Source organism: Acinetobacter lwoffii (assembly GCF_019343495.1).
GTDB lineage: Bacteria > Pseudomonadota > Gammaproteobacteria > Pseudomonadales > Moraxellaceae > Acinetobacter > Acinetobacter lwoffii_P.
This window is the reverse complement of the sequence record NZ_CP072549.1, coordinates 2637084-2662626: the sequence shown is the minus strand read 5'-3', so window position 1 is coordinate 2662626 and position 25543 is coordinate 2637084. Positions and strand designations below refer to the sequence as shown.

Sequence of the window (25543 nt, the reverse complement as noted above, 5' to 3'; positions counted from 1 at the left end):
GTTTTCAAATATTTTTATAACTGGATTTGAAGATTTGAAGATTTGAAGATTTGAAGATTTGAAGATTTGAAGATTTGAAGATTTGAAGATTTGAAGATTTGAAGATTTGAAGATTTGAAGATTTGAAGATTTGAAGATTTGAAGATTTGAAGATTTGAAGATAGGTTAATTTTTTATGTCTTAAAATAAAAAAGAAGATAAAGCTTAGGCTTGATCTTCTTTCTGACCGTACATCCAAGTTGCAGCGATATATACACAAAAACCAGCTGCCATCAAAATACCTGTAACCATTGTTAGGATCTCCTTTAGTTGATAGCTGCATTATGTAAAAGTTTTATGACAGTTATATGACAATCTGGTTTTTTATTAAACTTTAAATAAACAATAAAATTCAAACACTTAATATAAAATCAGAAAAATTATGCGTATTTTTAATCTGAAATATGACACTGAATATGACAACTTGCTGTCATATTTGACCCATTGAATAGCTAAAGTCCTTGCTCAGATTGCTTAAACTATAAACTTTCGGCCAATGCTCACCCAAAATGCCCACAACCTGATTCTTTTGTCTTATAATTTAGCCCGCTAGCTATCAGCCCGCTCAAGAGATATTTGTATGACAACTATTATCAAGCAAGATGACTTGATCACATCAGTTAAAGATGCGCTTCAGTTCATTTCTTACTATCACCCACAAGACTTTATCCAAGCGATGAGCCGTGCGTATGATCGTGAAGAGAACAAAGCTGCTAAAGATGCGATCGCACAAATCTTAATTAACTCACGCATGTGTGCAGAAGGCCACCGCCCAATCTGTCAAGATACCGGTATCGTCAACGTATTTGTTGAAGTGGGCATGGACGTTAAATTCGATTTAACCATGAGCCTGGATGATGCAATCAATGAAGGCGTACGTCAGGGTTATTTAGAAAACTCGAACGTGCTTCGTGCATCAGTTCTAGCCGATCCTGCATTTGGTCGTAAGAACACCAAAGACAACACTCCTGCCGTGATTTACCACAAGCTTGTGCCTGGTAATAAAGTAGATATCACTGTGGCAGCCAAAGGTGGCGGTTCAGAAAACAAATCTAAACTGGCAATGTTAAACCCGTCTGATTCAATCGTAGATTGGGTACTAAAAACTGTTCCAACCATGGGTGCAGGCTGGTGTCCACCAGGTATGCTGGGGATCGGGATCGGTGGTACTGCTGAAAAAGCCATGATGCTTGCTAAAGAAGCATTGATGGAAGAGATCAACATGGACGAATTGCTTCGTCGTGGTCCACAAAGCAAAATGGAAGAGCTTCGTATCGAAATCTTCGAAAAAGTAAATGCTCTGGGTATTGGTGCACAAGGTCTTGGCGGCTTAACCACTGTTCTAGACATTAAGATCAAAGATTACCCATGTCATGCTGCGGGCAAACCAGTCGGTATGATCCCGAACTGTGCTGCAACTCGTCATGCACACTTCCAGTTAGATGGTACAGGTGTTGCACACATTCAAGCACCTAAACTTGAAGACTACCCTGCTGTGACTTGGGATTCTTCATCTTCTAAACGTGTTGACCTCGACACGATTACCCAAGAAGAAATGAATAGCTGGAAACCAGGCGATACTCTGCTTCTTAACGGTACAATTTACACTGGCCGTGACGCTGCGCATAAACGTATGGTCGACATGCTAAATAACGGTGAAGAACTTCCTGTTGACTTGAAAGGCAAGTTTATCTATTACGTAGGCCCTGTTGATCCAGTCGGTGATGAAGTAGTTGGTCCTGCAGGTCCTACAACTGCAACGCGTATGGACAAATTCACACGTCAAGTTCTTGAAGCGACTGGCATGTTTGGCATGATCGGTAAAGCGGACCGTGGTCCTGCTGCCGTTGAAGCCATTAAAGACAACCAGGCAACTTACCTGATGGCTGTCGGTGGTGCTGCTTACCTCGTGTCTAAAGCTATTCGCGAAGCTGAAGTGGTTGCCTTTGCTGACCTGGGTATGGAAGCAATTTACAAGTTTGTGGTAAAAGATATGCCGGTATCTGTAGCGGTTGATGTGAATGGTACTTCTATTCACGCGACTGCACCTAAAATCTGGCAAGCAAAAATTGGCAAGATTCCAGTAGTTGACGCTGCTGCGGGCTAATTTTTACTGCAATAAAACAGCACCTTGAATGGGTGCTTTTTTATTATATTTTCTCAATAAAATATCAATTACCAAGTCCGCGGATCCCAAAGTTTAAAAGGTGCTTCCAACTCTACATCTAATGATGGATCATAAGCAGTCGGTTCAATTTTTTGGGCTTTTTTACGAATCTGGCCTGTTTCCTGATCTTGTGCCACGAAGTTAAAACTGTCTGATTTTAGCTGAGTAAAAGCAATTTCATTTAGGCCAACTTTTTCCGGCATCAGCATGAGCGGTCCGGAAACACTCCGACGTGTACTGATATTCTCTTCATCATATTTAATAAAATAAGACTGTCCTGCTTCAACAGTAAAATCCAGATATTTAGGCTTTTGGAAATGCAGTGCACCTAATGGCCGACTGGTACTCAAACGATAGGTCCCTGCAGGTACTTCAATCCAGTAATAATGATTATGCAATAAGCTTGGAATATGTTCTTGATTGATAAACAGGCTGGCAGCGACAATTTCCTGACGGTTCCATCTGGAATCGGGCCGGTATAAATACACGATGGCGGCTTCATCATGCTGCGGTTTCACCGTCTGAAACTGGTTACCTTGCTTTTGATTGACCCAACCGCCAATGGTAAACATGCCGATACGATGCTGCTCGACGAAGCCCGGTTTTTTTTCAAGATCGATATTTTTTAAAGTGCTGAGTGGCTGTGTAGGCTCAACGACGGCTTTCTTACCATGACACCCCAGCAATGCCAAACTGCTGATGAGTACAATTGCGACTCCACGCATGCTTATCCCTCACTGCGTCTTTATTCTTTTGTATGCAAGTGCTTTGCGATTTGTTTTTTATAAGTTTTAGGCATCCACGCCTAGTGAATCAGATTAACACCGAGCTTTATTTTTGGAAATAAAAAACGTGCGAAAACACGGAGTTTTCGCACGTTTCGGACGAATAGCAATTAAGCGGATTTGCTATTCACGACCTTTAAATCTATTTTTGTCGCAGTCTCTTGCTGATCATGTGGCTGACGCTCAGCACGGTATTCCGGCTCTGCCTCACCTTTAATCACAGCTTCATTGATGACGACAGTGCCGACATCGCTACGGCTTGGCAAGTCATACATGGTTTCCAGCAATGAATTTTCAAGAATTGAACGTAGACCACGCGCGCCTGTATTACGCTCAACTGCTTTCTTAGCCACTGCACGTAGAGCAGATTCTTCAAAGACCAGATCCACATCTTCCATATCAAACAGATGTTGATACTGACGGGTCAAAGCGTTCTTCGGCTCAGTCAGAATCTGCATCAGTGCTTCTTCATCCAACTCGTCCAAAGTGGCAATTACTGGCAAACGACCAATAAATTCTGGAATCAAACCAAATTTTACCAGGTCAGTTGCTTCAACTTGACGGAACAAGTCAGAAAGCTTCTTGGTTTCATCTTTTTTACGCACTTCTGCAGTAAAGCCGATACCACCTTTTTCCTGACGCTGCTGCACAATTTTCTCAAGTCCTGAGAATGCACCACCACAGATAAACAGGATGTTTGAGGTATCAATCTGAATGAATTCCTGCTGCGGATGCTTACGTCCACCTTGTGGCGGAATTGATGCAACCGTGCCTTCAATCATTTTCAATAATGCTTGCTGAACCCCTTCACCCGATACATCACGCGTGATGGATGGGTTTTCAGACTTGCGGGTAATCTTGTCGATTTCATCGATATAGATAATCCCCTTTTGTGCTTTTTCGACATCGTAATCTGCTTTTTGCAAAAGCTTCTGTACGATGTTTTCTACATCTTCACCCACATAACCGGCTTCGGTCAGTGTCGTTGCATCTGCCATGGCAAATGGAACATCAAGAAGACGTGCCAGCGTTTGTGCAAGCAAGGTTTTGCCCGATCCTGTCGGACCAACCAACATAATATTACTTTTTGAAAGCTCGACTGAATCATCAGCTTTCTTGCCATTATTTTGCACTTTCAAGCGCTTGTAATGGTTATAAACCGCAACTGACAAGGTTTTTTTCGCGACGTCCTGACCAATCACATATTGATCCAAGGCCGCACGAATTTCATGCGGTTTCGGCAAAGGACGATTGGCCCAGTCATTGGTTTCCACCTGTTGACTGGTTTGAACCAAATCTAAGCATACGTCCACACATTCGTTACAAATGTATGCGTCCTCGCCTGCAATCAGCTTCCCGACTTCAGACTGCGTTTTACCGCAAAATGAACAATGCTTTTGTCCTTGAGGATGTTCGGACATATTTACTCCACTATCTCAATCTTTAAAACTTATGGACGTTTAGTTAAAACTTCGTCTACAAGACCGTATTCTTTCGCTTGCTGAGCAGTCATAAAGTTGTCACGGTCTGTATCACGTGCAACTTTCTCGTAATCCTGACCGCTGTGTTCAGCCATTAAACGGTTTAAACGTTCTTTAATAAACAGGATTTCACGCGCATGAATTTCAATATCTGAAGCCTGACCACGGAAACCACCCAATGGCTGGTGAATCATGACACGGGCATTTTCAAGGCAATAACGCTTGCCTTTGGTACCGGCATTCAGCAGGAACGCCCCCATTGATGCTGCCTGACCCATGCAGTACGTTACGACATCAGGTTTGATAAACTGCATGGTGTCATAAATCGCCATACCTGCAGTTACCGAACCGCCTGGTGAGTTGATATATAGATGAATATCTTTATCTGGATTTTCCGCCTCTAAAAACAACATTTGCGCAACGATCAGGTTCGCCATGTTGTCTTCAACTTCGCCCGTCATAAAAATTACACGTTCACGCAAAAGGCGTGAATAAATATCAAAAGAACGCTCACCACGAGAGGATTGTTCTACCACCATTGGCACTAAAGCGTTTTCAATCGTTGGAACATACATACGTTTATTTATTCCTAAATTTTTTGTGACCTAACCCATAATCACAATATGAGGGATAATCACTGAAATTGCAAAAAATTCGCCAACAAATCCATTATATTTTTTGCATTAGTTTTGTGAAAAACAGAAATGCTTTTTTCAGGCATCAATATGAAAAAAAGGCGCATTAAGCGCCTTTTTTATCGAAAGCTAGATTAGCCTTGTTGACGAGCTTGTTGCTCTTTCAATAAGTCTTCATAGCTTACAGTCGCATCAGTTACTTTAGCAGAAGCCAAAATGTAATCAACAACTTGATCTTCTAGTACAACTGCTTCGATTTGAGCACGTTGTTGCGCATCGTTTTTGAAGTATTCAATTACTTCGTTTGGATCTTCATAAGAAGAAGCCATGTCTTCGATGTACGCTTCAACACGTGCAGCATCTACTTCGATTTTCGCATCAGCTAAAACACGGCTTACAAGTACGCCAAGTTTTACAGATTTTTCAGCTTGTTCTTTGAACAATTCATCTGGAAGCATGCTTGAATCAAATGCTTTCGCACCTTGAGCACCAAACTGCTGTGTGAACTGCTGGATCATTTGTTGACGTTGACGGTCAATTTCTTGAGCAAGCATAGTAGCTGGAAGTTCAACTTCGTTTGCAGCAACTAATGCATCGAAAGTCGCGCCTTTAACCTGGTTGCGAAGGCCATTCTTCACTTCACGTTCCATGTTTTTACGAACGTCAGCTTTTAACTTCTCAACGCCTTCTTCTTCAGATACACCGAAGATTTTCAGGAATTCAGCATCAATTTCTGGAAGTTTTTGTTTTTCAACAAGCTTTACAGTGATTTTGAACTGAGCTTGTTTACCAGCCAGATTTTCAGCTTGGTAATCTTCAGGGAAAGTAACGTCGATTACTTTCTCTTCGCCTTTCTTCATACCAACGATGCCGTCTTCGAAGCCAGGGATCATACGACCAGAACCTAGAACAAGTTTGAAGTCTTCAGCAGCGCCGCCTTCAAATTTCTCGCCATCCACAGTACCTTCGAAATCGAAAGTTACCTGCATGTCTTTTTTCGCCATGCCTTTGGTTTCAGTCCAAGCAGCACGTTGTTTTTGAAGATTTTCAATCATCTTCTCAACATCTTTGTCATTTACTTCAGCTGCTTTACGCTCAACTTCCAAGCCGTCGAATTTCACTTCGATTTCTGGATAAACTTCAACAGTCGCTGTATATACCAGCGCGTCGTCTTTCATTTCAGTTTTTTCGATGTTTGGCATGCCCACAGCATTGATTTTTTCTTGCTGGATCGCTTCGAAAACTGTGTCACGAATAATATCGTTTACTACTTCTTGGTAGATACCCGCGCCGTATTCACGACGAACTACGTTTACAGGCACTTTACCTGGACGGAAGCCGTTGATCTTCGCAGTTTTAGCAGTGCGTTTTAAACGAGCTTCAAATTGCTCATTAATACGGCTCGTCGGTACAGAAACATTTAAACGACGGGCAACGCCCGAAACCGCTTCAGAAGTTACTTGCATGGCTTCCTCTATATATTAGGTTATAACAGGTTTATAAAAATGTGCCACATTATATGACAACATTTAAGGATATACAAAAAATACGCGCGAGTTCCAGTTTTTAAGCCCTTTTTTTATTTGAATTGCCATCTTTCCAGATGCCCAGTCAACCCAATTTAAATGGAGAAAATGTATATTTTTATTGCAAATGATAAATACTATCATTAATATCCAGTTTCTTATTTGAGCAACAATACTAATTTATTCTTCGGTTCGGGAATTTGGTCATGCATAGTTTTAGTCTTCGTCCACTTACATTGGCAATTCTTGGGGTTACAGCAACATCTGCTTTCGCAGAGACTGTGAACGAGACAGCGACTCCTACAACAACACATCAAATGTCTACGATTGTGGTTTCAGCGGCGGGTTTTGAACAAGATATAAAAAATGCGCCTGCCTCTATTAGTGTAGTAACTGCAGAAGACTTAAAGAAAAAAGGTATTACCAGTATTGCAGATGCGCTCAGTGAAGTACCAGGTGTCGACGTACGAAATGGCCAAGGCAAAACTGGTGGTTTAAATATCCAAATGCGTGGTCTGAATCAATCTTACACTCTTATTTTGATCGATGGTCAGCGTCAGAATACTTCTGGTTCAGTTGGTCCAAATGGTTTTGGTGAATTTAGTACAAGCTTTATGCCACCATTAGCTTCTATTGAACGTATTGAAGTCATTCGTGGGCCTATGTCTACCCTTTATGGTTCTGATGCCATGGGCGGTATCATTAACATTATTACCAAGAAAGTTGCATCAGAATGGAATGGTAACGTTTCTGTTGAACAGAATATTCAAGAAAATTCTGATATTGGTAATAACTGGAAAACCAGTGCAGTTGTTAATGGTCCAGTGATTCAAGATAAACTTGGTATACAAGTACGTGGCGAGTTTTTCCACCGCGATCAATCAGATCGACTTGTTACACCCGCAAAAACTATTGATGAAGGCAGCCAAGGTCGTGACCCTCGTACAGTAGAAGCAAATAATTATGCTGTGGGTACAAAACTTACGCTAAATGTAAATGATAACGTCTCTACTTGGGTAGACTTTGATCATGCTAAACAACGTTTTGATAATAGTGATGCCCGTTTAGGTGAACTTTACGAATTCAACCGCACGACAGGTTTACCATCAGGGATTGGTTCATATAAAGACGAGATCAAATTCTTAAGAGATCGTATTTCTGCAGGTGTAGATGCTGAGCTTAGTTTTGGTCAATGGAAAACATTTGCAAGCTATGTTTCTTCTGAACAGGAAGGCCGTCGTCTTCCAAAAGGAAATGTACCTGAATACAATTATTATTCAGATGGTACACAAGATCGTATTTTAGAAAATAAAGACCTAACCGTTGATTCTCGTATTATTTCAACACTTGGCAACCATAAACTTACAGCTGGTATTGAATATAAAGATGGTGAAACCATCGATAACTCAGCAGGTAATGGAGTTGCTTTTGAACAGGATTCTTGGTCTGTGTTCGCTGAGGATGAATGGAATCTAACGGATTCTCTTGCATTCACTTTCGGTGGTCGCTACGAAGACCATAGTGCTTTTGGTGGTCACTTTACACCTCGCGCATATTTAGTTTGGAACACCAATGATCAGTGGATTTTAAAAGGTGGTGTAAGTACTGGCTATAAAGTTCCAACAGCGAATGACCTTCATAATGGAATCAATGGTTTTAGCTCACAAGGCCGAAACGTGACTTTGGGCAACCCAGATCTTAAGCCTGAAGAAACCACAAACTATGAACTTGGTTTCGTTTACGATAACTTATCTAATTTCTCTTTAACTACCACTGCGTTCTTTACTCAGTTTAAAGATATTATTATCAGTGATGCACGCGTCGTTGAAAACTGTTTATGGGCAGGTCGACCAACAGGACAAGCACCTGCAAACAACTGCATGACTGTAGGCAATTTTGATAATCAGCAAAACTTTAGCTTTAAAGGCAATGCAGGTGAAGCTGAAAGCTACGGTGTTGAACTTAGTGCTAAATATGACATTTCTTCAAGCGTTGATGTAAAAGCAAACTATACTTGGCTAGAGTCTGAAATTACCGAAGGTGAAAATAAAGGTAATCCTATTGAAAATACACCTCGTCACGCTTTGAACTTCACAGGAACTTGGTATGTGAATGATAAGTTCACTACTTGGTTAGAAGCTGAATATAAATCTGACCGTGTACGCTTCACAGATCCTGATTTAAGCGATGTCAATGTAAGTCGTGAAATTGATGCTGTCGGCAATAAGTTAAAAGCCTATGAGCTATTTAATTTAGGTGCATCTTATAAAGTCAACAATCAAGTTACTGTTTCAGGTCGTGTGAATAACTTATTGAACAAAGACTTTGGCGACTATAAGTCATTTATTAATAGTGATAACGAAGTTGAAAATGCTTTCTTATATACTAAAACGACGAGTGGTTTAGCGGGTACTTATATTCCAGACCGTAACTACTGGCTATCTGTTTCATATGACTTCTAATATTTAAGTGAAAATTATTTAAAACCCTGCCCTGGCAGGGTTTTTTCTTATCGTGCGATCAATACTTTCCAAAACATTATTAATTTATGCCCCTCTATAGACATCATTATTCTCAATAAAAATTTAACAATCAGATTGATTTACCAATATTTATTAAAAACATAAACTTAACTATTTATTGTTATAATATTACATTTATAAACTCATTTAATATTTTCTTAAAGATCATGAATTCCCATGATAAAAAGATAAAAATAAAAACAAGAATCATTATTATTCGCATACATTTTTAGCATTCATTTATTAGGTTTAACATGACCTTCATTAAAACACGTAAAAAAATCGTTTCTTCTGCAATTGTTTCATCTTTATCAATGGTAGCTGCATCTGCGATGGCAGAAGAACAGGTGATCCAGTTAGAGACGATTCATCAAGAAGTCAAAGCTGAACAAACACCCAGCTTAAAAGTAGATCAATCTGCGAATAGCAAATTTGTTGCGCCTTTACTCGATACCCCAAAGTCAGTTTCAGTGATTTCAAAACAGCTGATTGCAGATACACAAGTGACGACTTTAGCTGATGCACTGCGTACAGTTCCGGGGATTACCTTGGGTGCAGGTGAAGGTGGTAATCCGAATGGTGACCGTCCATTTATTCGCGGTTATAACTCTGAAAGCTCGATGTATGTAGACGGCGTTCGTAATGCCACTTCACAAAACCGTGAAATGTTTGCGGTAGAACAAGTTGAAGTGACCAAAGGTTCTGCTTCTGCCATGGGCGGTGCAGGCACCACTGGCGGTAGCATTAATATGATTTCTAAAGTCGCTAAAGCAGGCGATTTTCTAGAAGGCTCGGTCGCTGGCGGCACTGACAATTACCAACGTATTACTTTAGATGGCAACAAAGATTTTGGTAACGGCATTGCTGCACGTGTTGCCGTCATGGGACATCAAAACGAAAAAGCAGGCCAGAAAGACGGTGCAGAATATAAACGTGCTGGGATTGCACCGAGTATTAGCTTTGGTCTGGACACCTCTACTCGCGCGACTTTAAGTTATTACTACTTAAAATCGGACGATACGCCTGACTCAGGTATCCCGTATAACAACCCATTTGCTGCTCCAAGAACTGCAACAGCAACTGACTATCGTCCATTAAATGGAAATGGCAAGCCAATTGACGTTAAACAAGGTCAATATTACGGCTGGAAAGATCGTGATTTCCAAAAACAAGAAAATCAGATCGGAACCATCAAATTAGAACATGACTTAACTGACAATCTAACCATTAGCAATACTGCTGTGTATGGCAACTCTAAGAATGATTACCTTTGGACCAATCCAGATGACTCTCAGGGTAACTTTTACAACAAAGCAGGTTTTACAAGTGAATTAACAGGAAATGTTTGGGCACGTGCCAACTCACGTGTAGCAGATACTGATGCTTTTACCGACCAACTTGCTTTAACCGGTAAATTTAATACTGGCATGCTTAAACATAGTTTTAACCTGGGTGCCGAATATTCAGACCAAGAAACTGACCGTACCCAATACATTATCGATGGTGTTAACGCTACAGGTAATGTACACAATGCCTGTAACGCTGGTGATATTACTTCGGGCTGGTGTACTTCGGTACAAAACCCAAACCGTGGGCCATGGACAGGTACATTAAGTACCAATGGTGCCGACCAGTACAATATTCAAAGCAAATCAAAGTCTGTTTATTTCCTGGATAGTATTGAATTCACCCCTCAGTGGCTTTTAGATTTAGGCGTACGTTGGGATGACTACTCAACTGAGCAAACCATGCTTGCAGGTCGTTTTAATACTACGACTCCAGCAGGAACAATTGTTAAACTTGAAAATGATAAAGACTTTATCAACTATCAAGCTGGCCTGACCTTTAAACCTGTTGAAAATGGCAGTATCTATGCAAGTTATGCAACATCTGCAAATCCAGTCGGCGTAGATGGTGGCGATGGTTCTGAAGGGATTACTGCTGCAATAAATAATCTTAAACCTGAAGAAGTCCGGACCATGGAGTTAGGAACTAAATGGGATGTCTTGAATGATAAGCTCAACCTGACTGCAGCTATTTTCCGCACGGAAAAAACCAATACTCGTGCGACCGGAGATGATGGCACCACAAGTAATATTGGTGAAACTCGTGTCGATGGTATTGAGCTTGGTGTAAATGGCAACATCACGGATAAATGGGCTATATCTGCGGGTTATACTTATTTAGACAGTGAAATGATTGATGGTGGATTTGTAAATACTGCCGCTACAGGTCAACCTGCTGTATATGCGCCAAATCCTAGCAATGGGAACCAAGTTCAAAACGTCGCGAAAAACAGTGCAACCCTTTGGACTACTTATGCAGTAACTCCTGCTTTAACTCTAGGTGCTGGTGCCGTCGCAATGGACAAAGTCTATGGTAATGCTACTAATACCAAGTTTGTACCGGGCTATGTTCGCTATGATGCCATGGCACGTTATAACGTGAATGAAAACGTTGATTTGCAATTAAATCTTAACAACCTGTCTGATGAACGTTACTTCACTAAAGCCTATTCATCTCATTATGCGACCGAAGCAGAAGGCCGTAGCGCAGTGCTGGCAGTCAACTTTAAATATTAATTCAATGCAACCGCATAGCCTCCTGATGGGGGCTATGTTATTTTTAAAATACGATTATTCAGGGGTTTCCAGTGCTGCATCATATTCCAAATGTACTGAGCAAAGAACAGGTACAATATTTCCGTGAGGAGATGAATAAGATTGAGTGGGTCAACGGCAAGGTTACCGCGGGTACACTCTCTGCAACGGTGAAACAGAATCAGCAATTGCCTGAAGATCATCCACTTACTCATCATCTCAGCAATATTATTCTAGAATCTCTGGGACAGCATCCACTATTTTTATCAGCTGCAATTCCTCTGGACATTATTCCTCCCCTGTTTAACCGCTATGAAAATAATGAATCTTTCGGCTTTCACGTCGATAATTCGATTCGTCGTATTCGCGGGAGCAATGAACGCCTTAGAACGGATTTATCCTGTACGGTTTTCTTGAGTGAACCTGAAGAATATGTCGGTGGTGAACTGGTGGTCGAAGACACTTACGGTTATCACGAAGTGAAACTTCCTGCCGGTGATATGATTCTGTATCCGTCGACCAGCCTGCATGAAGTCACGCCAATCACTTCCGGTTGTCGAATTGCTTCATTTTTTTGGGTACAAAGCATGATCCGTGATGATGCAGAACGGCATATGCTGTTTAATCTGGATCAGAGTATTCAAAACCTGAGAATGCAGCTGGGCGATCAGCATGCAGAGGTCATGAAACTGACCAATCTGTATCATAATTTAATGCGTAAATGGGCGGAACTTTAAAAGATGCCCTGAGGTCAATGATCTTTGAAAATCATTGGATTTATTGTTTATCAAAATATACTGCGTTGTGGCACAATTGAACGTAATAAATAACGCACTATGTCCAAATTAAGAAAATATAAAATACAATATTTAGAATAAGTGAAAATATTTTTCAATTCTTAAGGTTTATAAGAAAATCTTTATTACCATACGACTAAAATCCATAAAAATAGCAAAAATTTTTCGGGATAAGTGGATTAAACTTTAAATTATAAGTAAGGCATTTAGTGCATTTGGTGAAGCTAAACCACCAATATTTAGACCATATTTCAGGTTTGAACCAGACTGTCACTAAAACCCAATGAATAGACAAAATCTATGCCGCTGACCCACGCACCGCTTTAACCAAGATTACGGTACCCAAGTTAGCATAAGGAGCTCTCTCATGATGTTGGCTGATCCAAGTAAAAAATACCGTCGCATGTATCAACGTGTGGACTTACCAGACCGTCAATGGCCGAACAACGAAATCAATAAAGCGCCAATCTGGATGAGTACCGACCTGCGTGACGGTAACCAAGCGATCTTTGAGCCAATGAACATGGAGCAGAAATTCAAGATGTTCCAGATGTTGGTGAAAATCGGTTTCAAACATATTGAAATCGGCTTCCCGTCAGCATCGCAAATTGACTTCGATTTCACCCGTAAATTGATTGAAGAAGGTCATATTCCGGATGACGTTTATATCGAGGTCTTGGTTCAGGCACGTGATCATTTGATTCAGCGTACCTTTGAATCTTTACAAGGTGCGAAACGTGCCATTGTACATATCTATAACTCTAACTCGCCGACATTCCGCAATAAAGTCTTGAATGTTGATGTTGAGGGTGCAAAACAGTTAGCCATTAATGCTGCACAAAAAGTGAAAGAATATGCCGCAAAACAGCCGGAAACTGAATTCATATTTCAGTACAGCCCGGAATGTTTTACTGCAACCGAATTAGAAGTCGCGAAAGATGTCTGCGATGCCGTCACTGAAATATGGGAAGCATCTCCAGAGAATAAAGTGATCTTAAACTTACCTGCAACGGTAGAAGTTTCAGGTCCACACATCTATGCCGATCAAATCGAATGGATGCACCGTAACATTCAGCGTCGTGATGGCGTGATCATTTCAGTTCACTGCCACAACGACCGCGGCTGTGGTATTGCCGCTTCAGAATTGGCAATTATGGCTGGTGCTGACCGGGTCGAAGGTTGTGTATTTGGTAATGGCGAACGTACCGGTAACGTCGACGTGGCTGCGATTGCCTTGAACATGTATACCCAAGGTGTAGCACCAAACTTGGACTTCTCCAACATCAATGAAATCATTGCGACTGTGGAAGAATGTACCGGTTTACCTGTGCACCCGCGTCATCCATATGCCGGTGATTTGGTGTTTACTGCATTCTCGGGTTCGCATCAGGATGCGATCAAAAAAGGTTTCGAGTTCCAGAAAAACGAAGAAATCTGGGATATGCCGTACTTGCCAATCGACCCGAAAGATTTGGGTCGTGACTATGATGCCGTAATTCGTGTCAACTCTCAGTCAGGTAAAGGTGGTATCGCCTACTTGTTAGAATCTAACTACAATGTGATTTTGCCACGTCGTTTACAGATTGAATTCTCTCAGATCGTACAAAAACGTACCGATGAGCAAGGCACTGAAATCAGTGCGACTGAAATCTGGAAGTTGTTCAAAGAAACCTATGTGGATGCTAAAAACGTTCACTATTCTGCGAAAAACTACAAATTGTCGGATGACAATGGCAATCAGGTGATTGAGCTTGATCTTGAAATTGATGGCCAGTCACGTCGTGTTCGTGGTGAAGGCAATGGTCCAATTTCTGCGATTTTGGATGCACTTCAGTTGCCGATTGACGTGGTGAACTATGAAGAGCGCAGCATCAGTTCAGGTGCTCATGCCAAAGCCTTGGCCTTGATCGAACTTCAAGTGAAAGGTACTGGTAAATCTGCCTTTGGTGCCGGGGTACATGACAACATCGTGACCTCTTCTATCGAAGCAATTATTGCCTCGACCAACCGTCTGATTGATCAGGGTGTTTTAAGCACTGATCAGGTGATTGCTGCTGCGGTCTAAACGGCGGTATTAGAATTTGCGATAATTCATAGCACTAAAATGACTTTAGAAGGATACCGGCAAATGGTATCCTTTTATTATTCATACTAAAGATTTAAGGCGAATCCTCCCCGTGTCTTTTCCAGCTGACTCAGTGGGCATTATTGTCCCACAAAAGTTCCAATTTGAAGAGCCGTTAGAGCTTGAATGCGGTCGCATCCTCCCACGTTTTGAACTGATGGTTGAAACTTATGGCGAACTCAATGCCGATAAGTCCAATGCCATTCTGATTTGTCATGCCCTTTCCGGTCATCACCATGCTGCTGGCTATCATCATGAAGATGATAAAAAAGCCGGCTGGTGGGATTCATGTATTGGTCCCGGCAAAGCTATTGATACGTCAAAATTCTTTGTGGTTTCACTGAATAATATTGGTGGCTGTAGCGGTTCTACCGGCCCGATCTCGCCAAACCCTGAAAATGACAACCGTCCTTATGGCCCGGATTTCCCACTGGTTACGGTCCGCGATTGGGTCAAAACCCAAGCCCTGCTCTCTGATCGTTTAGGGATTGATACTTGGGATGCCATCATTGGTGGTTCACTGGGTGGCATGCAGGCATTGCAATGGTCAGTGGATTATCCAAACCGTTTAAGAAAATGCGTAATTATTGCCAGCGCTCCGAAACTTTCTGCACAGAATATTGCCTTTAACGAAGTAGCACGTCAGTCGATTTTGTCAGACCCAGATTTCCATAATGGCCGTTATCTGGAAAATGACAGCTATCCAAAACGTGGCCTGATTCTGGCGCGTATGGTCGGTCATATTACTTACCTGTCCGAAGAAGCCATGAAACAGAAGTTTGGCCGCGATTTGAAATCAGGCAAATTTATGTATGGCTTTGACGTTGAATTTCAGGTCGAAAGCTATTTGCGTTATCAAGGTGAGCAGTTCAGCCGTAACTTCGATGCCAATACCTATCTGATCATGACCAAGGCACTGGATTACTTTGATCCGTCGCGTGAATATGAACAGTCGCTCAAAAAAGCCATGGCCAATACCCAGTGCAAATTCCTGGTGGTGTCATTCACGACTGACTGGCGTTTTACTCCTGCCCGCTCGCAGGAAATCGTGGATGCGCTAATTAGCAACCATAAACCTGTGAGCTATCTGGATATTGATGCCGAACAGGGTCATGACTCTTTCCTGTTCCCTATTCCGCTCTATGTAAAATCTTTGCGTGCATTCCTGGGTGGTGAAGAACACCTGAAAGCAACACCAAAGGAGGCCGTATAATGCGTATCGATCAACAACTCGCTGAAAAGTGGATCAAGCCCGGTTCTAGCGTACTCGACCTCGGTTGTGGCGATGGTGAACTGCTGGCACAAATGAGTAAAAAGCACGATATTCGTGCATACGGATTAGAAATTGATCAGGAAAAGATTGCAATTGCGGTCAGTCGCGGGTTAAATATCATCCAGCAGGACTTAAACCTCGGTTTAAGCCGTTTTGCCGACCAGTCTTTTGACAATGTGGTCATGGCACAAGCTTTGCAGGCTGTAGATGCACCTGACGTATTATTGCGTGATATGGTGCGTGTAGGGAAACAGGCCATTATTACCTTTCCGAACTTTGCGCACTGGAAGACCCGGTCTTTCTTGGCAATCAAAGGGAGAATGCCGGTTTCTGAAGCCTTGCCGTATATGTGGTATAACACCCCGAATATCCACTTATGTACATTTCGTGATTTTGAAGCACTTTGTGCGGAAAATAACATCAAAATTATTAATCGACTCGCTGTGAACGGGAATCAAGAAGATAGTTTGCTGAGCAAGCATCTCCCTAATCTATTTGGTGAAGTCGCTATTTATCGAGTGAGCGCGCTATGAAAAAATTATTATTAAGTACGACGCTACTGGCGGGACTTTTTGGCATGCAAGCCCATGCAGATTATGTTGCACCGAGTCCATCTGTTGCCAGTCAAGCGGCTCAGTATTCCATTATGGATATCAACAGTCTGACCAAGGCAGCGAAAGCTGGTCAGGCCGGTGCACAGTTTTATCTGGCCACCAAATACCAGTATGGTAAAGACATTCAAAAAGATGAACGACAGGCCTTTGCCTGGTATAAAACTGCTGCGGATCAAGGTCTGGCAGTTGCACAACTGAATGTTGGCCGTATGCTGGCAGATGGCATTGGCACCAGAAAAGATGAGGCTCTGGCACGTCAGTATTTTGAAAAAGCGGCCAGCCGTGGCGATAACCGTGCCAGCTTTAACCTGGCAATGATGGAAGAGAAAAAGAAAAACTACATGGGCGCATACCAATGGTATGAGCTTTCTACTCGTGATGGCATGCTCGACAATAAGGTGATTACGCTGTCGGAAGGCAGAAAAACTGCCTTGGCGGCGAATTTAACCCAAGAGCAGATCCGTCAGGCGCGTGACCGTGCCGACAGATGGATTCAGGCACAATAAAGCTGAATGGTATAAATAGCACCTTCGGGTGCTTTTTTATTGCCTACAAACCCGCAATGGCAGTTAAAATAGCACGATTGATATTTAGAGAATGAGTGACACATGGCTTCTACAGATTGGTTATCCCAAGGCACACTGGTATTGGCAAGTAATAACAAAGGTAAAATTGCCGAGTTTGAGAAAATGTTTGCGGAACTGCAACTGCCGGTAGATGTGATTCCTCAAGGTCAACTGAATATCGAAGATGCCATCGAAGATGGCTTAAGCTTTGTTGAAAATGCCATTATCAAGGCACGCCACGCGGCTAAAATCTCAGGTAAACCGGCGATTGCCGATGACTCAGGCATTTGTGTGCCAGTTCTTGGCGGAGCTCCTGGGATCTACTCAGCACGTTATGCCGGTGAACATGGCAATGATGCCGCCAATAATGAAAAACTGCTGGCCAATCTCAAACCCTTACGCCAAGAAGGTGAAGCGATCGAGGGTATGTTTGTTTGTGTACTGGCACTGGTCCAACATGCCGAAGATCCCTTACCACAAGTCTTTCAGGGTATCTGGCACGGGAAAATTCTGGAAGCTGTGCGTGGTGAAAATGGTTTTGGCTATGACCCGTTGTTCTGGTTACCGGAACTCGGAATTTCCAGTGCAGAAATGAGCAAGGAAGAAAAGAATAAAATCAGTCATCGTGGACAGGCGATGCAGCTGTTTAAGAAGAGTTTGGCGAAGTAAGTTTTTGATCTCCTCCCTTTAGTAAAAGGGAGGTTGGGAGGGATTATTCACCTCTCCCCTTGCGAAACAGCGTTTCTCATCTCCTAAAAGTAGAGGGAATCTATAGCGTAGGCATCAACGCATGCACGATTACCCCATATAAGGCAATCAAGATCGCGCTGGCCAAAGTTCCCGAAGCAATATATTTGGCGGAATGGCCTGTTCCCTGATAATGGGTTTCCAGTGCCACAATATTGGCTGCAGGCGGCAATAAAAAGAACATCAGCAGTACCGCATAGGTCAGCGTCTGCTGCGGAATAGGTAAATAATAATAAGCGGCAACACACAGCAAAACCGCAAACAGCCCTCTATAAAAAATCAGTTGCAGACTGCGCATTAAATCAAAGCTGCTGATCCGCACATTGCTCAGCCACATTCCCAGCACACACATGCCACTAAAAGTCACCAGCACTTTATTGGCCTGATACAGCCTCTCTACCCAAGCGACTTGCTGCCACTGACTCAAATCCCAAAATGACAATAAGGCTGCCACTGACAGTGCCACCACTGGTGGTGAGAGCAGTACATTTTTTAAAATATAGCTGCTATCTTGTCTGGCTTCACTGACTGCCATCACCGCACAGACATTGCCAAACAAAGAACCACCGATGTACAGCGCCACCACAGTACTGGTCGCTTGCGGGCCAAAAACTGCCAGTGCAAAAGGAATTCCCAGCCATGCCCCATTTAAATAGCTCAGGCATAAGGCACGCAGTTTATTTTTCAGGGTGAAATAAAATAAGGCAAAGAACACACAGGAACAGAAAAAGCTAAAGGCAATTAACCACAAACTGCCCTCTTGGTAAAACACCATATTGTAAATAATCAGTACCGGAATCAGGACCCGTGCCAATAAAGCTGCCAAGAGAGGTCGAACCGGTTTTAAATATTGCACACCCCAATAACCGATCAGAAAAGACAGGAGGGGAAGAATCAAGGCCATGACAATGCTGCTGAGATTTCCATATCAGGCTGTATGCTAGCACAGCATACTTTTCATTGAATTATGAAATTTTTATATGAGTAAGCCATTCCCCTGCTGCCGTGTCGGCAAACTGTCATCAAAGCGTCACCGCGCTGTCATACAAGCCTGCTGAGATAGGTGCATGAAATATAGAGGATAAAATAATGGCAGGATTATCAATTTGGCATGTGCTGATTTTTGCAATTGTGGTGATTTTATTGTTCGGCACATCCAAACTTAAAAATTTGGGTAAAGACGTCGGCGGCGCGATTAAAGACTTTAAAAAATCAGTCAAAGATGAAGAGGCAGAACAAGCTCAGCTTGCAGAGCCGCGCACCATTGATGCCCAGGTCAAAACTCCTGAACATTCGGTTAAAAGTTAAGAGTTCGCTATGCTCAATATCGGAATGACCGAGCTGCTGATTTTCGGGATTATTGCGCTTTTGGTTCTTGGGCCAGATAAGCTTCCGGAAGCAGTACGTTTTGTCGGAACATGGTACGGCAAGATCAAGCGTATGGTGAGCAATGTTCAGAATGATCTTGATCGTGAATTACGTCTGTCTGAGCTACGCGAACAAATGCAGACTGAAATGCAGCGCATTCAACAACTCGAAGCCAAAATGCAGGCACGAATGGCAGATTTACAGCAGCCGATCGCAACTGAGGAATCAAAAGCAAAGCCTCAGCCTGTTCAGGCTTCAATCAGCTATCAGCCGATCGTACAGCCTGTATCCCCTGTGTATCTACCCAAACCGGTAATAACACAAGTTGCGATTTCCGAACAACGCTATACAGAAATGAAGGTGGCCGTATGACATCTTTACCGCCCACACCAGCCTCGAATGATGCTGCAGCGCTGAACCTTGAACACATGCCGATTACCCAGCATTTGATCATCTTAAGAAAGCATCTGTTTAAAGTGGTTGCGGTCCTGATTGGCCTGTTTTTCTGCTTATTACCCTTTGCTAATCAGACTTATCAATGGTTGTCCGAACCGTTGCGTGCACAGCTACCAGCCAGTTCAACCATGATTGCCACGGATGTCACTGCAACCTTCATGGCACCTTTTAAGCTGAACTTCTTTGTCGCGCTGATGATCGCGATGCCGTTTATCCTGTATCAGCTTTGGACCTTTATTAAGCCTGCGCTATATGCCAAAGAAAAGAGCCTGGCCTTGCCACTTTTGATCGGCAGTATCGTGCTGTTTTATACCGGCATCAGCTTTGCCTACTTTGTGGCATTGCCCTCAATTCTGCATTTTTTTATCAGTGTTTCGCCGGAAACTGTGGCACCGATGACCGACATTAACAGTTATCTCAGCTTCTGTTTAAAGCTGTTTCTGGTCTTTGGTTTTACCTTTGAAATTCCTATTATTACCCTGGTTCTGATCTTGATTGGCGCAGTTTCGACACAGACTCTGGTAGAGAAACGGCGCTTTATTATTGTGGGCTGCTTCTTTGTAGCGATGTTTGTCACCCCTCCGGATGCCCTGTCGATGATCATGCTGGCTGTCCCGATGTGGCTGCTGTTTGAACTGGGTTTGTTGGCAGGGAAACTGATTGAAAAGCGTCGTTTAACCGATCAATAATAACAAGAATCCAAAAACAAAAAGAATCGTATTTAACTCAGGCAGCCTTGGCTGTCTTTTTGTTTAAATTTACACCAATATATTGATTTATTTAACTTTATTGAAATATAGACTTAACCATTTTGTCATACTTTAGGTCTAATTTGTTCATAACTTTATAACCAAGCCTTTTTTGCTAGGAACTAAAAATGACATACCAAACACCCTATCATGAAGATCAAGAGCTAGATAATAACAACTCAAATAACATGCACTTTCGTGATATTTTAGAGCAGCGTATTTCTCGTCGTAGCTTAATTAAAAAAACAGCTAGTGGCGCTGCAGCATTGGCTTTGGCTTCTAGCCTGACCGCATGTAGCGATGACGATGATAATGCAAATATTGGGGATGATGAGAACAAACCAACTCCTCCAGCGGACAACAATGTACGTCCAGAAAAATTAAGCTTTAGCCCGGTGAAGAAAAACCTGGATGACTGGGTTACTGTTCCTGAAGGCTATACAGCCACTGTCCTCTATGCAATGGGTGACTCGATTCATCCACTTTACCCAGACTGGAATGATAGCGAGGTTCCATCGGGTCCAAGCTTTCAATTCCGTGCGGGTGACTGCCATGATGGTATGAGCTATTTTGGTTTAAGCACTAAAACTGGCCGTTATGAGGAAAATGCATCTGAGCATGGCCTGCTGGTGATGAACCATGAATACATCAATCAAACTTTTTTACACCCTAAGGGTGCAACTAAAGTAGATGGTCGCCGTCCAGAAGATGAAGTCATTCGTGAAGTGAATGCACATGGTGTTTCAATTGTGCATGTTAAGAAAAATACAGAGTCTCAGGCTGTTGAAATTGTAAAATCATCTCCCTTTAACCGCCGTATTACGGCTTCAACAGTGATGGATTTTGCTGGGCCGGTAACGACCTCTCCATTAATCCACACAGCTTTCTCTCCTAACGGTCGTCAAACTCGCGGTACACAAAATAACTGTGGTAATGGCTATACACCATGGGGTACATATTTAACTGCCGAAGAAAATTTTATTGGTTATTTCCAACGTTCAGGAACAGACCAGTATGCAGCACGCACTGAAGCTGAAAAAATAGCACTTAAACGTTATGGCTTAGGTTTAGAGATTTCTTATCAAACTGAAAAAAATGCCGACGGTACAGTTAAACGTGATGAGAAAGGCAGCATCATTTATATTAAAGATGCCTTTGGTGAAAAAATCCCTGAACTGGATGACCAAGGCCGCACTATTTATTTAGATAAATCTTCTCGTTATGCCTGGGAAACAGCGCCAGCAAGTCTTGAATCACAAGATATGTATGACCGTTGGTCAGCGGACGTTACTAAGGCGTCAGCAAGTCAAGACTATCGTAATGCACCGAATACCTTTGGCTGGATTGTAGAGATTGATCCATTTGATAGTCGCTCAAACCCAGTAAAACGTACAGCTTTAGGTCGTTTTGCGCATGAAGACTGTCGTGCTAGCCGTGCCGTTGAAGGTCAACAGTTTGCCTTCTACATGGGCGATGACTCACGTGGTGAATACATTTACAAATTTGTCTCTGATGCAAAATGGGATCCAAAAGATATCAATACCGGCTACCGTGCTGGTGACAAATATATGAATAACGGTAAGTTCTATGTGGCCAAGTTCAATGCAGATGGAACTGGTCAATGGATTGAACTTGCTCATGGTAAAAACGGTTTAACTGCACAAAATGCAGTATATCCATTTAGCTCTGATGCAGATGTATTAACTTTTGCACGTTTAGCAGGCGATGCCGTTGGTGCAACGAAGATGGACCGCCCTGAATGGGTAGCTGTTAACCCAGAGAATGGTGAGGTCTACGTTACCCTGACCAATAACAGTAACCGTGGCAATAACTCGGCACAACCTGTTGATGCTGCCAACCCACGTAATTACTCAGATCCTGAAGGCGGTAAAGGTAATGTGAATGGCCATATTATTCGCTTTAAAGAGGAAAATACCGCATCAGAAAGCTTTGAATGGGATATCTACTTGTTCGGTGCTGAAGCATCGATGGATGCCAATATCAACCTGTCTGGCTTAAATGATAATAATGATCTGTCTTCACCAGATGGTATGTGGTTTGACCCTCGCGGTGTACTCTGGATTCAGACTGATGACGGCGCTTATACAGATGTAACCAACTGTATGATGCTGGCAGCATTACCTGGACAAGTTGGTGATGGTGGTGTAGTAACAACCTCTAATGGTCAAGCAACAATTGCTGGTGCCAAAGTGACCGATGAAAATCTACGTCGCTTCCTGACCGGTCCAGTAGAGTGTGAAATCACTGGTGTCACCATGACACCGGACTACAAAGCAATTTTCATCAACGTACAACATCCGGGTGAAGATTCTAAAAAATTTGATGCTCCAACCAGTAACTGGCCTGCCAGCCAAACAGATCGTTCGAACAAGACAGCACGTCCACGTTCAGCAACTGTTGTGATTACGCGTAATGATGGAGGCACCATTGCTAGCTAAGTAATTTTTTGTCTAACTTCAAAAATTTAGATAATTTTTTAAAATGCCGACATCTGTCGGCATTTTTTTATTCCATTATTTTTGCAGAGCAATGATTTTCTCAATGGTATGACCTGCGGTTGCACCTTGTTGTGACTTTTCAATCCAGTGCCATTGTTGAGGCTGCATTCTCAAAAAATTGGAACAGCGCGTGCCATAGGCTGGGCTTTGAATAAATGTCGAAGACAGCAGATGTTCCATTTCAATCGAAATCCCTGTTTCGGGTAGTAGTTCAGGAATCACTTTACGTTCATCTTCCAGAATATCCCACACGGCATAACAGAGATCCGACTCAGGTATATCGGGATGCTGCATCATGGGCAGGAATTCCTGGGTAAAGCGCTTGCGTAAGTGACGGGTCTTTTCCCAATGCTCAGTCAGCAAACCATTGGATACCACATATACACCGTGCGCCAACACTTGCGCTGCTTCACCACGGTTGCTCATATAGACCGCCTGCTCTCGATCACCGACAAACAGGTTAAAGCCTGCATAGTCACATTGCTTTTTTTCCAGTTCCTGGGCAAACCGAATTGGTGTTAATTCAGCTTCAAGAAAATCCTGAAGAATATGACCGCGTGAAGTCGGATAAGACTTTTGGTCCTGCCCATCTCTAAAATTGGTAATCACCGCCCATCTTCCTGCCGCCGTCACTCCCATCCAGGTGCCGCCTGACTGCAGATCCTGTCCGGCAATAATCGGACTATTTTCCCATTCATGCAGTGCCTGTGTAGGCCGCTGATAGAATTCATCCCGGTTCGAAATCAGACATAACGGGGCCTGATCTAGAACCCGCCACGCCAATGCCACGATACACATAATTTACGCTCTCGATCTTTACACATTGAATGTACAACATTTTTCTTTGCTTTAAGCTAAAATCTGTGCAAAACAGAATCACAAGGAACAGGAATGCTCACCTATCCCAATATTGATCCCGTCGCGATTTCGCTCGGGCCCTTACAAGTCCACTGGTATGGACTGATGTACTTACTGGCATTTTTATTTGCCTGGGGATTGGCGACGTTTCGCGCCAAACAACGTGGCTGGACACCGGATATGGTGTCTGACCTGATTTTCTTCGGTGCACTCGGTGTGATCATTGGTGGCCGTGTCGGTTATGTCTTCTTCTACGGTTTTTCCCAGTTCCTGGCCGATCCTTTATGGCTGTTCCAGATCTGGACCGGCGGTATGAGTTTCCACGGCGGTTTCCTCGGGGTCATTCTGGCCATGTTGTGGTGGTGTAAGAAATATAAGATGACCTGGTTCCAGACTCTGGATTTTATCGCACCTTGCGTACCGACAGGCTTGATGTTTGGCCGAATTGGTAACTTTATTGGTGGCGAACTGTATGGCCGTCAGGTCACCGACCCAAACTTTGCCTGGGGCATGATCTTTCCGACCGATCCCCTGCAACTGGTGCGTCATCCATCTCAACTCTATCAGGCGCTGTGTGAAGGCCTGATCCTGTTTATTGTCTTATGGTGGTTCAGTTCCAAGCCTCGTCCACGTATGGCAGTTTCTGCGCTGTTCCTGATCGGTTATGGCCTGGCACGTTTTGTGGTTGAATTCTTCCGTGAGCCGGACAATGGTCAGCTGTTTATTGGCTGGATGAGCAAAGGACAATTCCTGAGCCTGCCAATGATCCTGATTGGCTTGTGGATGATGTGGTATGCCTACCATAAGAAAATATATGATTGGGGTTCAAACAAAAATAGCTAAGAAAATCGCGTAATTTAGCGAGGCAAAGGCCTCGCTTTTTTATACTCAAAATATGCTAAAGTGCCGATTATCTCTTCTATTCTTTCATTATTATGCTTGAGTTCTGGTTTAATCCGCAGGTATCTGTTCTCAAAAAACTGTTGATCTTTATTGTGATTGCAGCGACAGCTGCAGGCTTGTACTGGATGGAACCACTGCCCTTAGATTCGATTTTGATGTTTGTCGGTACCGGCATCATTTTTCTGATTTGTCGTTACTGCAAAATCCACTTTGCCAGCAAAAACCCGACCGGTTTGCTGTATAGATTACTGACCTGGATTCCAATTGCCTTATTGATTGCTTTAGTTTTTATGAATATGCAACAGGGCGAAATCCTGATTCCGGGTGCACAAGGCATTGCATTTATGGCACTGGCGATTTGCCTATTTTCACCATTGTCGCTGCTCAATCAAAACAAATCAGATTCGGGTTCACCCCATGCTTGAATTTTGGTATTCCGAACGCTGTAGCCGTCAAATCAAACTCATCGTCATCATCGCGACCTGTATTTTGATTTATACAGCATCAACTGTAGCCCAGTTAGATCCAGTATTTGTTGGGGTGAGTTTAGTGATTGGAATTGTCATGCATTTACTGCACCATTTCCGTCTGAAAATTTCGAAATCCAATCCCTATGCAAATGGCTTTAGCGCCTTGAGCCGGGTCATTCCCATCATTGCCTTAATTACCCTGTTTGGCTATTTGCCCGAACAGCGCCAGCAATGGGGTAAATTTGCCTTGGGTCTGCAATGTCTTGGCTTTGCCGCGATTGGATTATTTATCGTTTCAATCTATGAAAGCCGTGCGAAGCGTTTTGAGGACTGATCACTTCGC

The 25543-nt window shown here is 42.9% G+C and carries 22 protein-coding genes; 16 read left to right on the top strand and 6 right to left on the bottom strand.

All coding sequences use genetic code 11. From position 1 onward, the window contains the following. Positions 1-619: 619 nt before the first annotated feature. Positions 620-2146, top strand: a complete 1527-nt coding sequence (locus tag J7649_RS12505) for a fumarate hydratase (protein ID WP_004278405.1) — start codon at positions 620-622, stop codon at positions 2144-2146. A gap of 68 nt (positions 2147-2214) precedes the next feature. Here the strand turns inward: J7649_RS12505 and J7649_RS12500 are convergent, their stop codons facing one another. From J7649_RS12500 to tig, 4 genes are all read right to left on the bottom strand, one after another. Further along, positions 2215-2931, bottom strand: coding sequence for a DUF2846 domain-containing protein (locus tag J7649_RS12500; protein WP_086044122.1), 717 nt, complete (start codon positions 2929-2931; stop codon positions 2215-2217). Positions 2932-3101: 170 nt separating this feature from the next. Further along, positions 3102-4412, bottom strand: a complete 1311-nt coding sequence (clpX, locus tag J7649_RS12495; protein WP_004278407.1) for an ATP-dependent protease ATP-binding subunit ClpX — start codon at positions 4410-4412, stop codon at positions 3102-3104. Between the two features lie 29 nt (positions 4413-4441). Continuing rightward, positions 4442-5047: an ATP-dependent Clp endopeptidase proteolytic subunit ClpP gene (gene clpP, locus J7649_RS12490; RefSeq protein ID WP_004647427.1), complete on the bottom strand. Its 606-nt coding sequence runs from the start codon at positions 5045-5047 to the stop codon at positions 4442-4444. A 194-nt stretch (positions 5048-5241) separates the two neighbouring features. Continuing rightward, positions 5242-6573 (bottom strand): trigger factor, encoded by a 1332-nt coding sequence (tig, locus tag J7649_RS12485; protein WP_219308384.1) that lies wholly within the window; start codon positions 6571-6573, stop codon positions 5242-5244. A gap of 266 nt (positions 6574-6839) precedes the next feature. Here tig and J7649_RS12480 point away from each other — a divergent pair, with 266 nt between their 5' ends. The 8 genes from J7649_RS12480 (at position 6840) to rdgB (ending at position 17799) form a co-directional block, all read left to right on the top strand. Further along, positions 6840-9095, top strand: coding sequence for a TonB-dependent receptor domain-containing protein (locus J7649_RS12480; protein ID WP_219308370.1), 2256 nt, complete (start codon positions 6840-6842; stop codon positions 9093-9095). Between the two features lie 314 nt (positions 9096-9409). Beyond that, a complete protein-coding gene (locus tag J7649_RS12475; protein WP_219308368.1) occupies positions 9410-11737 on the top strand; it encodes a TonB-dependent receptor in 2328 nt (775 codons plus the stop codon). Positions 11738-11808: 71 nt separating this feature from the next. Beyond that, positions 11809-12492: a Fe2+-dependent dioxygenase gene (locus tag J7649_RS12470; protein WP_219308365.1), complete on the top strand. Its 684-nt coding sequence runs from the start codon at positions 11809-11811 to the stop codon at positions 12490-12492. Between the two features lie 427 nt (positions 12493-12919). Further along, positions 12920-14617 carry a 2-isopropylmalate synthase gene (leuA, locus tag J7649_RS12465; RefSeq protein WP_219308363.1) on the top strand — a complete coding sequence of 566 codons (1698 nt, stop codon included), beginning with the start codon at positions 12920-12922 and terminating at the stop codon, positions 14615-14617. A gap of 112 nt (positions 14618-14729) precedes the next feature. After that, positions 14730-15890, top strand: a complete 1161-nt coding sequence (gene metX, locus J7649_RS12460; RefSeq protein ID WP_044111890.1) for a homoserine O-succinyltransferase MetX — start codon at positions 14730-14732, stop codon at positions 15888-15890. Beyond that, positions 15890-16483 carry a methionine biosynthesis protein MetW gene (gene metW / locus J7649_RS12455; RefSeq protein ID WP_004278415.1) on the top strand — a complete coding sequence of 198 codons (594 nt, stop codon included), beginning with the start codon at positions 15890-15892 and terminating at the stop codon, positions 16481-16483. Before metX ends, metW begins: the two co-directional genes overlap by 1 nt. Next, a complete protein-coding gene (locus tag J7649_RS12450) occupies positions 16480-17070 on the top strand; it encodes a tetratricopeptide repeat protein (protein ID WP_219308361.1) in 591 nt (196 codons plus the stop codon). Before metW ends, J7649_RS12450 begins: the two co-directional genes overlap by 4 nt. Positions 17071-17172: 102 nt before the next feature. Next, complete coding sequence (rdgB, locus tag J7649_RS12445) at positions 17173-17799, top strand: RdgB/HAM1 family non-canonical purine NTP pyrophosphatase (RefSeq protein ID WP_180037951.1); 627 nt, start codon at positions 17173-17175, stop codon at positions 17797-17799. Between the two features lie 100 nt (positions 17800-17899). On the opposite strand, the gene J7649_RS12440 is transcribed toward rdgB, so the two are convergent. Continuing rightward, a complete protein-coding gene (locus tag J7649_RS12440) occupies positions 17900-18781 on the bottom strand; it encodes an AEC family transporter (RefSeq protein ID WP_219308358.1) in 882 nt (293 codons plus the stop codon). Positions 18782-18966: 185 nt separating this feature from the next. Between J7649_RS12440 and tatA the strand changes: the two genes are divergently transcribed. From tatA to J7649_RS12420, 4 genes are all read left to right on the top strand, one after another. Then, positions 18967-19185: a Sec-independent protein translocase subunit TatA gene (tatA, locus tag J7649_RS12435; protein ID WP_005245949.1), complete on the top strand. Its 219-nt coding sequence runs from the start codon at positions 18967-18969 to the stop codon at positions 19183-19185. Between the two features lie 9 nt (positions 19186-19194). Further along, positions 19195-19617: a Sec-independent protein translocase protein TatB gene (gene tatB / locus J7649_RS12430; protein ID WP_219308355.1), complete on the top strand. Its 423-nt coding sequence runs from the start codon at positions 19195-19197 to the stop codon at positions 19615-19617. After that, on the top strand, positions 19614-20390 hold the full coding sequence (gene tatC, locus J7649_RS12425; protein ID WP_219308353.1) for a twin-arginine translocase subunit TatC: 777 nt from the start codon (positions 19614-19616) through the stop codon (positions 20388-20390). The genes tatB and tatC overlap by 4 nt, the downstream gene beginning before the upstream one ends. A gap of 188 nt (positions 20391-20578) precedes the next feature. Next, on the top strand, positions 20579-22909 hold the full coding sequence (locus J7649_RS12420) for a PhoX family protein (RefSeq protein WP_005103150.1): 2331 nt from the start codon (positions 20579-20581) through the stop codon (positions 22907-22909). A 75-nt stretch (positions 22910-22984) separates the two neighbouring features. Here J7649_RS12420 and J7649_RS12415 read toward each other — a convergent pair whose 3' ends face one another. Further along, complete coding sequence (locus tag J7649_RS12415) at positions 22985-23767, bottom strand: NRDE family protein (RefSeq protein WP_005103148.1); 783 nt, start codon at positions 23765-23767, stop codon at positions 22985-22987. A gap of 93 nt (positions 23768-23860) precedes the next feature. Here J7649_RS12415 and lgt point away from each other — a divergent pair, with 93 nt between their 5' ends. The 3 genes from lgt (at position 23861) to J7649_RS12400 (ending at position 25534) form a co-directional block, all read left to right on the top strand. Then, complete coding sequence (gene lgt / locus J7649_RS12410) at positions 23861-24670, top strand: prolipoprotein diacylglyceryl transferase (RefSeq protein WP_005103147.1); 810 nt, start codon at positions 23861-23863, stop codon at positions 24668-24670. Positions 24671-24762: 92 nt separating this feature from the next. Continuing rightward, positions 24763-25155, top strand: a complete 393-nt coding sequence (locus tag J7649_RS12405) for a hypothetical protein (RefSeq protein ID WP_005250664.1) — start codon at positions 24763-24765, stop codon at positions 25153-25155. Further along, the gene (locus J7649_RS12400) at positions 25148-25534 is read left to right on the top strand and encodes a hypothetical protein (protein WP_086044124.1); all 387 of its coding nucleotides are present in this window, start codon (positions 25148-25150) and stop codon (positions 25532-25534) included. The genes J7649_RS12405 and J7649_RS12400 overlap by 8 nt, the downstream gene beginning before the upstream one ends. Positions 25535-25543 lie beyond the last annotated feature (9 nt).

Bases quoted from the DNA above. Each gene is read 5' to 3' on its own strand.
- J7649_RS12505 (WP_004278405.1), top strand. From the start codon at position 620: ATGACAACTATTATCAAGCAAGATGACTTGATCACATCAGTTAAAGAT.
- J7649_RS12500 (WP_086044122.1), bottom strand. From the start codon at position 2,931: ATGCGTGGAGTCGCAATTGTACTCATCAGCAGTTTGGCATTGCTGGGG.
- clpX (WP_004278407.1), bottom strand. From the start codon at position 4,412: ATGTCCGAACATCCTCAAGGACAAAAGCATTGTTCATTTTGCGGTAAA.
- clpP (WP_004647427.1), bottom strand. From the start codon at position 5,047: ATGTATGTTCCAACGATTGAAAACGCTTTAGTGCCAATGGTGGTAGAA.
- tig (WP_219308384.1), bottom strand. From the start codon at position 6,573: ATGCAAGTAACTTCTGAAGCGGTTTCGGGCGTTGCCCGTCGTTTAAAT.
- J7649_RS12480 (WP_219308370.1), top strand. From the start codon at position 6,840: ATGCATAGTTTTAGTCTTCGTCCACTTACATTGGCAATTCTTGGGGTT.
- J7649_RS12475 (WP_219308368.1), top strand. From the start codon at position 9,410: ATGACCTTCATTAAAACACGTAAAAAAATCGTTTCTTCTGCAATTGTT.
- leuA (WP_219308363.1), top strand. From the start codon at position 12,920: ATGATGTTGGCTGATCCAAGTAAAAAATACCGTCGCATGTATCAACGT.
- metW (WP_004278415.1), top strand. From the start codon at position 15,890: ATGCGTATCGATCAACAACTCGCTGAAAAGTGGATCAAGCCCGGTTCT.
- J7649_RS12450 (WP_219308361.1), top strand. From the start codon at position 16,480: ATGAAAAAATTATTATTAAGTACGACGCTACTGGCGGGACTTTTTGGC.
- rdgB (WP_180037951.1), top strand. From the start codon at position 17,173: ATGGCTTCTACAGATTGGTTATCCCAAGGCACACTGGTATTGGCAAGT.
- J7649_RS12440 (WP_219308358.1), bottom strand. From the start codon at position 18,781: ATGGCCTTGATTCTTCCCCTCCTGTCTTTTCTGATCGGTTATTGGGGT.
- tatA (WP_005245949.1), top strand. From the start codon at position 18,967: ATGGCAGGATTATCAATTTGGCATGTGCTGATTTTTGCAATTGTGGTG.
- tatB (WP_219308355.1), top strand. From the start codon at position 19,195: ATGCTCAATATCGGAATGACCGAGCTGCTGATTTTCGGGATTATTGCG.
- tatC (WP_219308353.1), top strand. From the start codon at position 19,614: ATGACATCTTTACCGCCCACACCAGCCTCGAATGATGCTGCAGCGCTG.
- J7649_RS12420 (WP_005103150.1), top strand. From the start codon at position 20,579: ATGACATACCAAACACCCTATCATGAAGATCAAGAGCTAGATAATAAC.
- J7649_RS12415 (WP_005103148.1), bottom strand. From the start codon at position 23,767: ATGTGTATCGTGGCATTGGCGTGGCGGGTTCTAGATCAGGCCCCGTTA.
- lgt (WP_005103147.1), top strand. From the start codon at position 23,861: ATGCTCACCTATCCCAATATTGATCCCGTCGCGATTTCGCTCGGGCCC.
- J7649_RS12405 (WP_005250664.1), top strand. From the start codon at position 24,763: ATGCTTGAGTTCTGGTTTAATCCGCAGGTATCTGTTCTCAAAAAACTG.
- J7649_RS12400 (WP_086044124.1), top strand. From the start codon at position 25,148: ATGCTTGAATTTTGGTATTCCGAACGCTGTAGCCGTCAAATCAAACTC.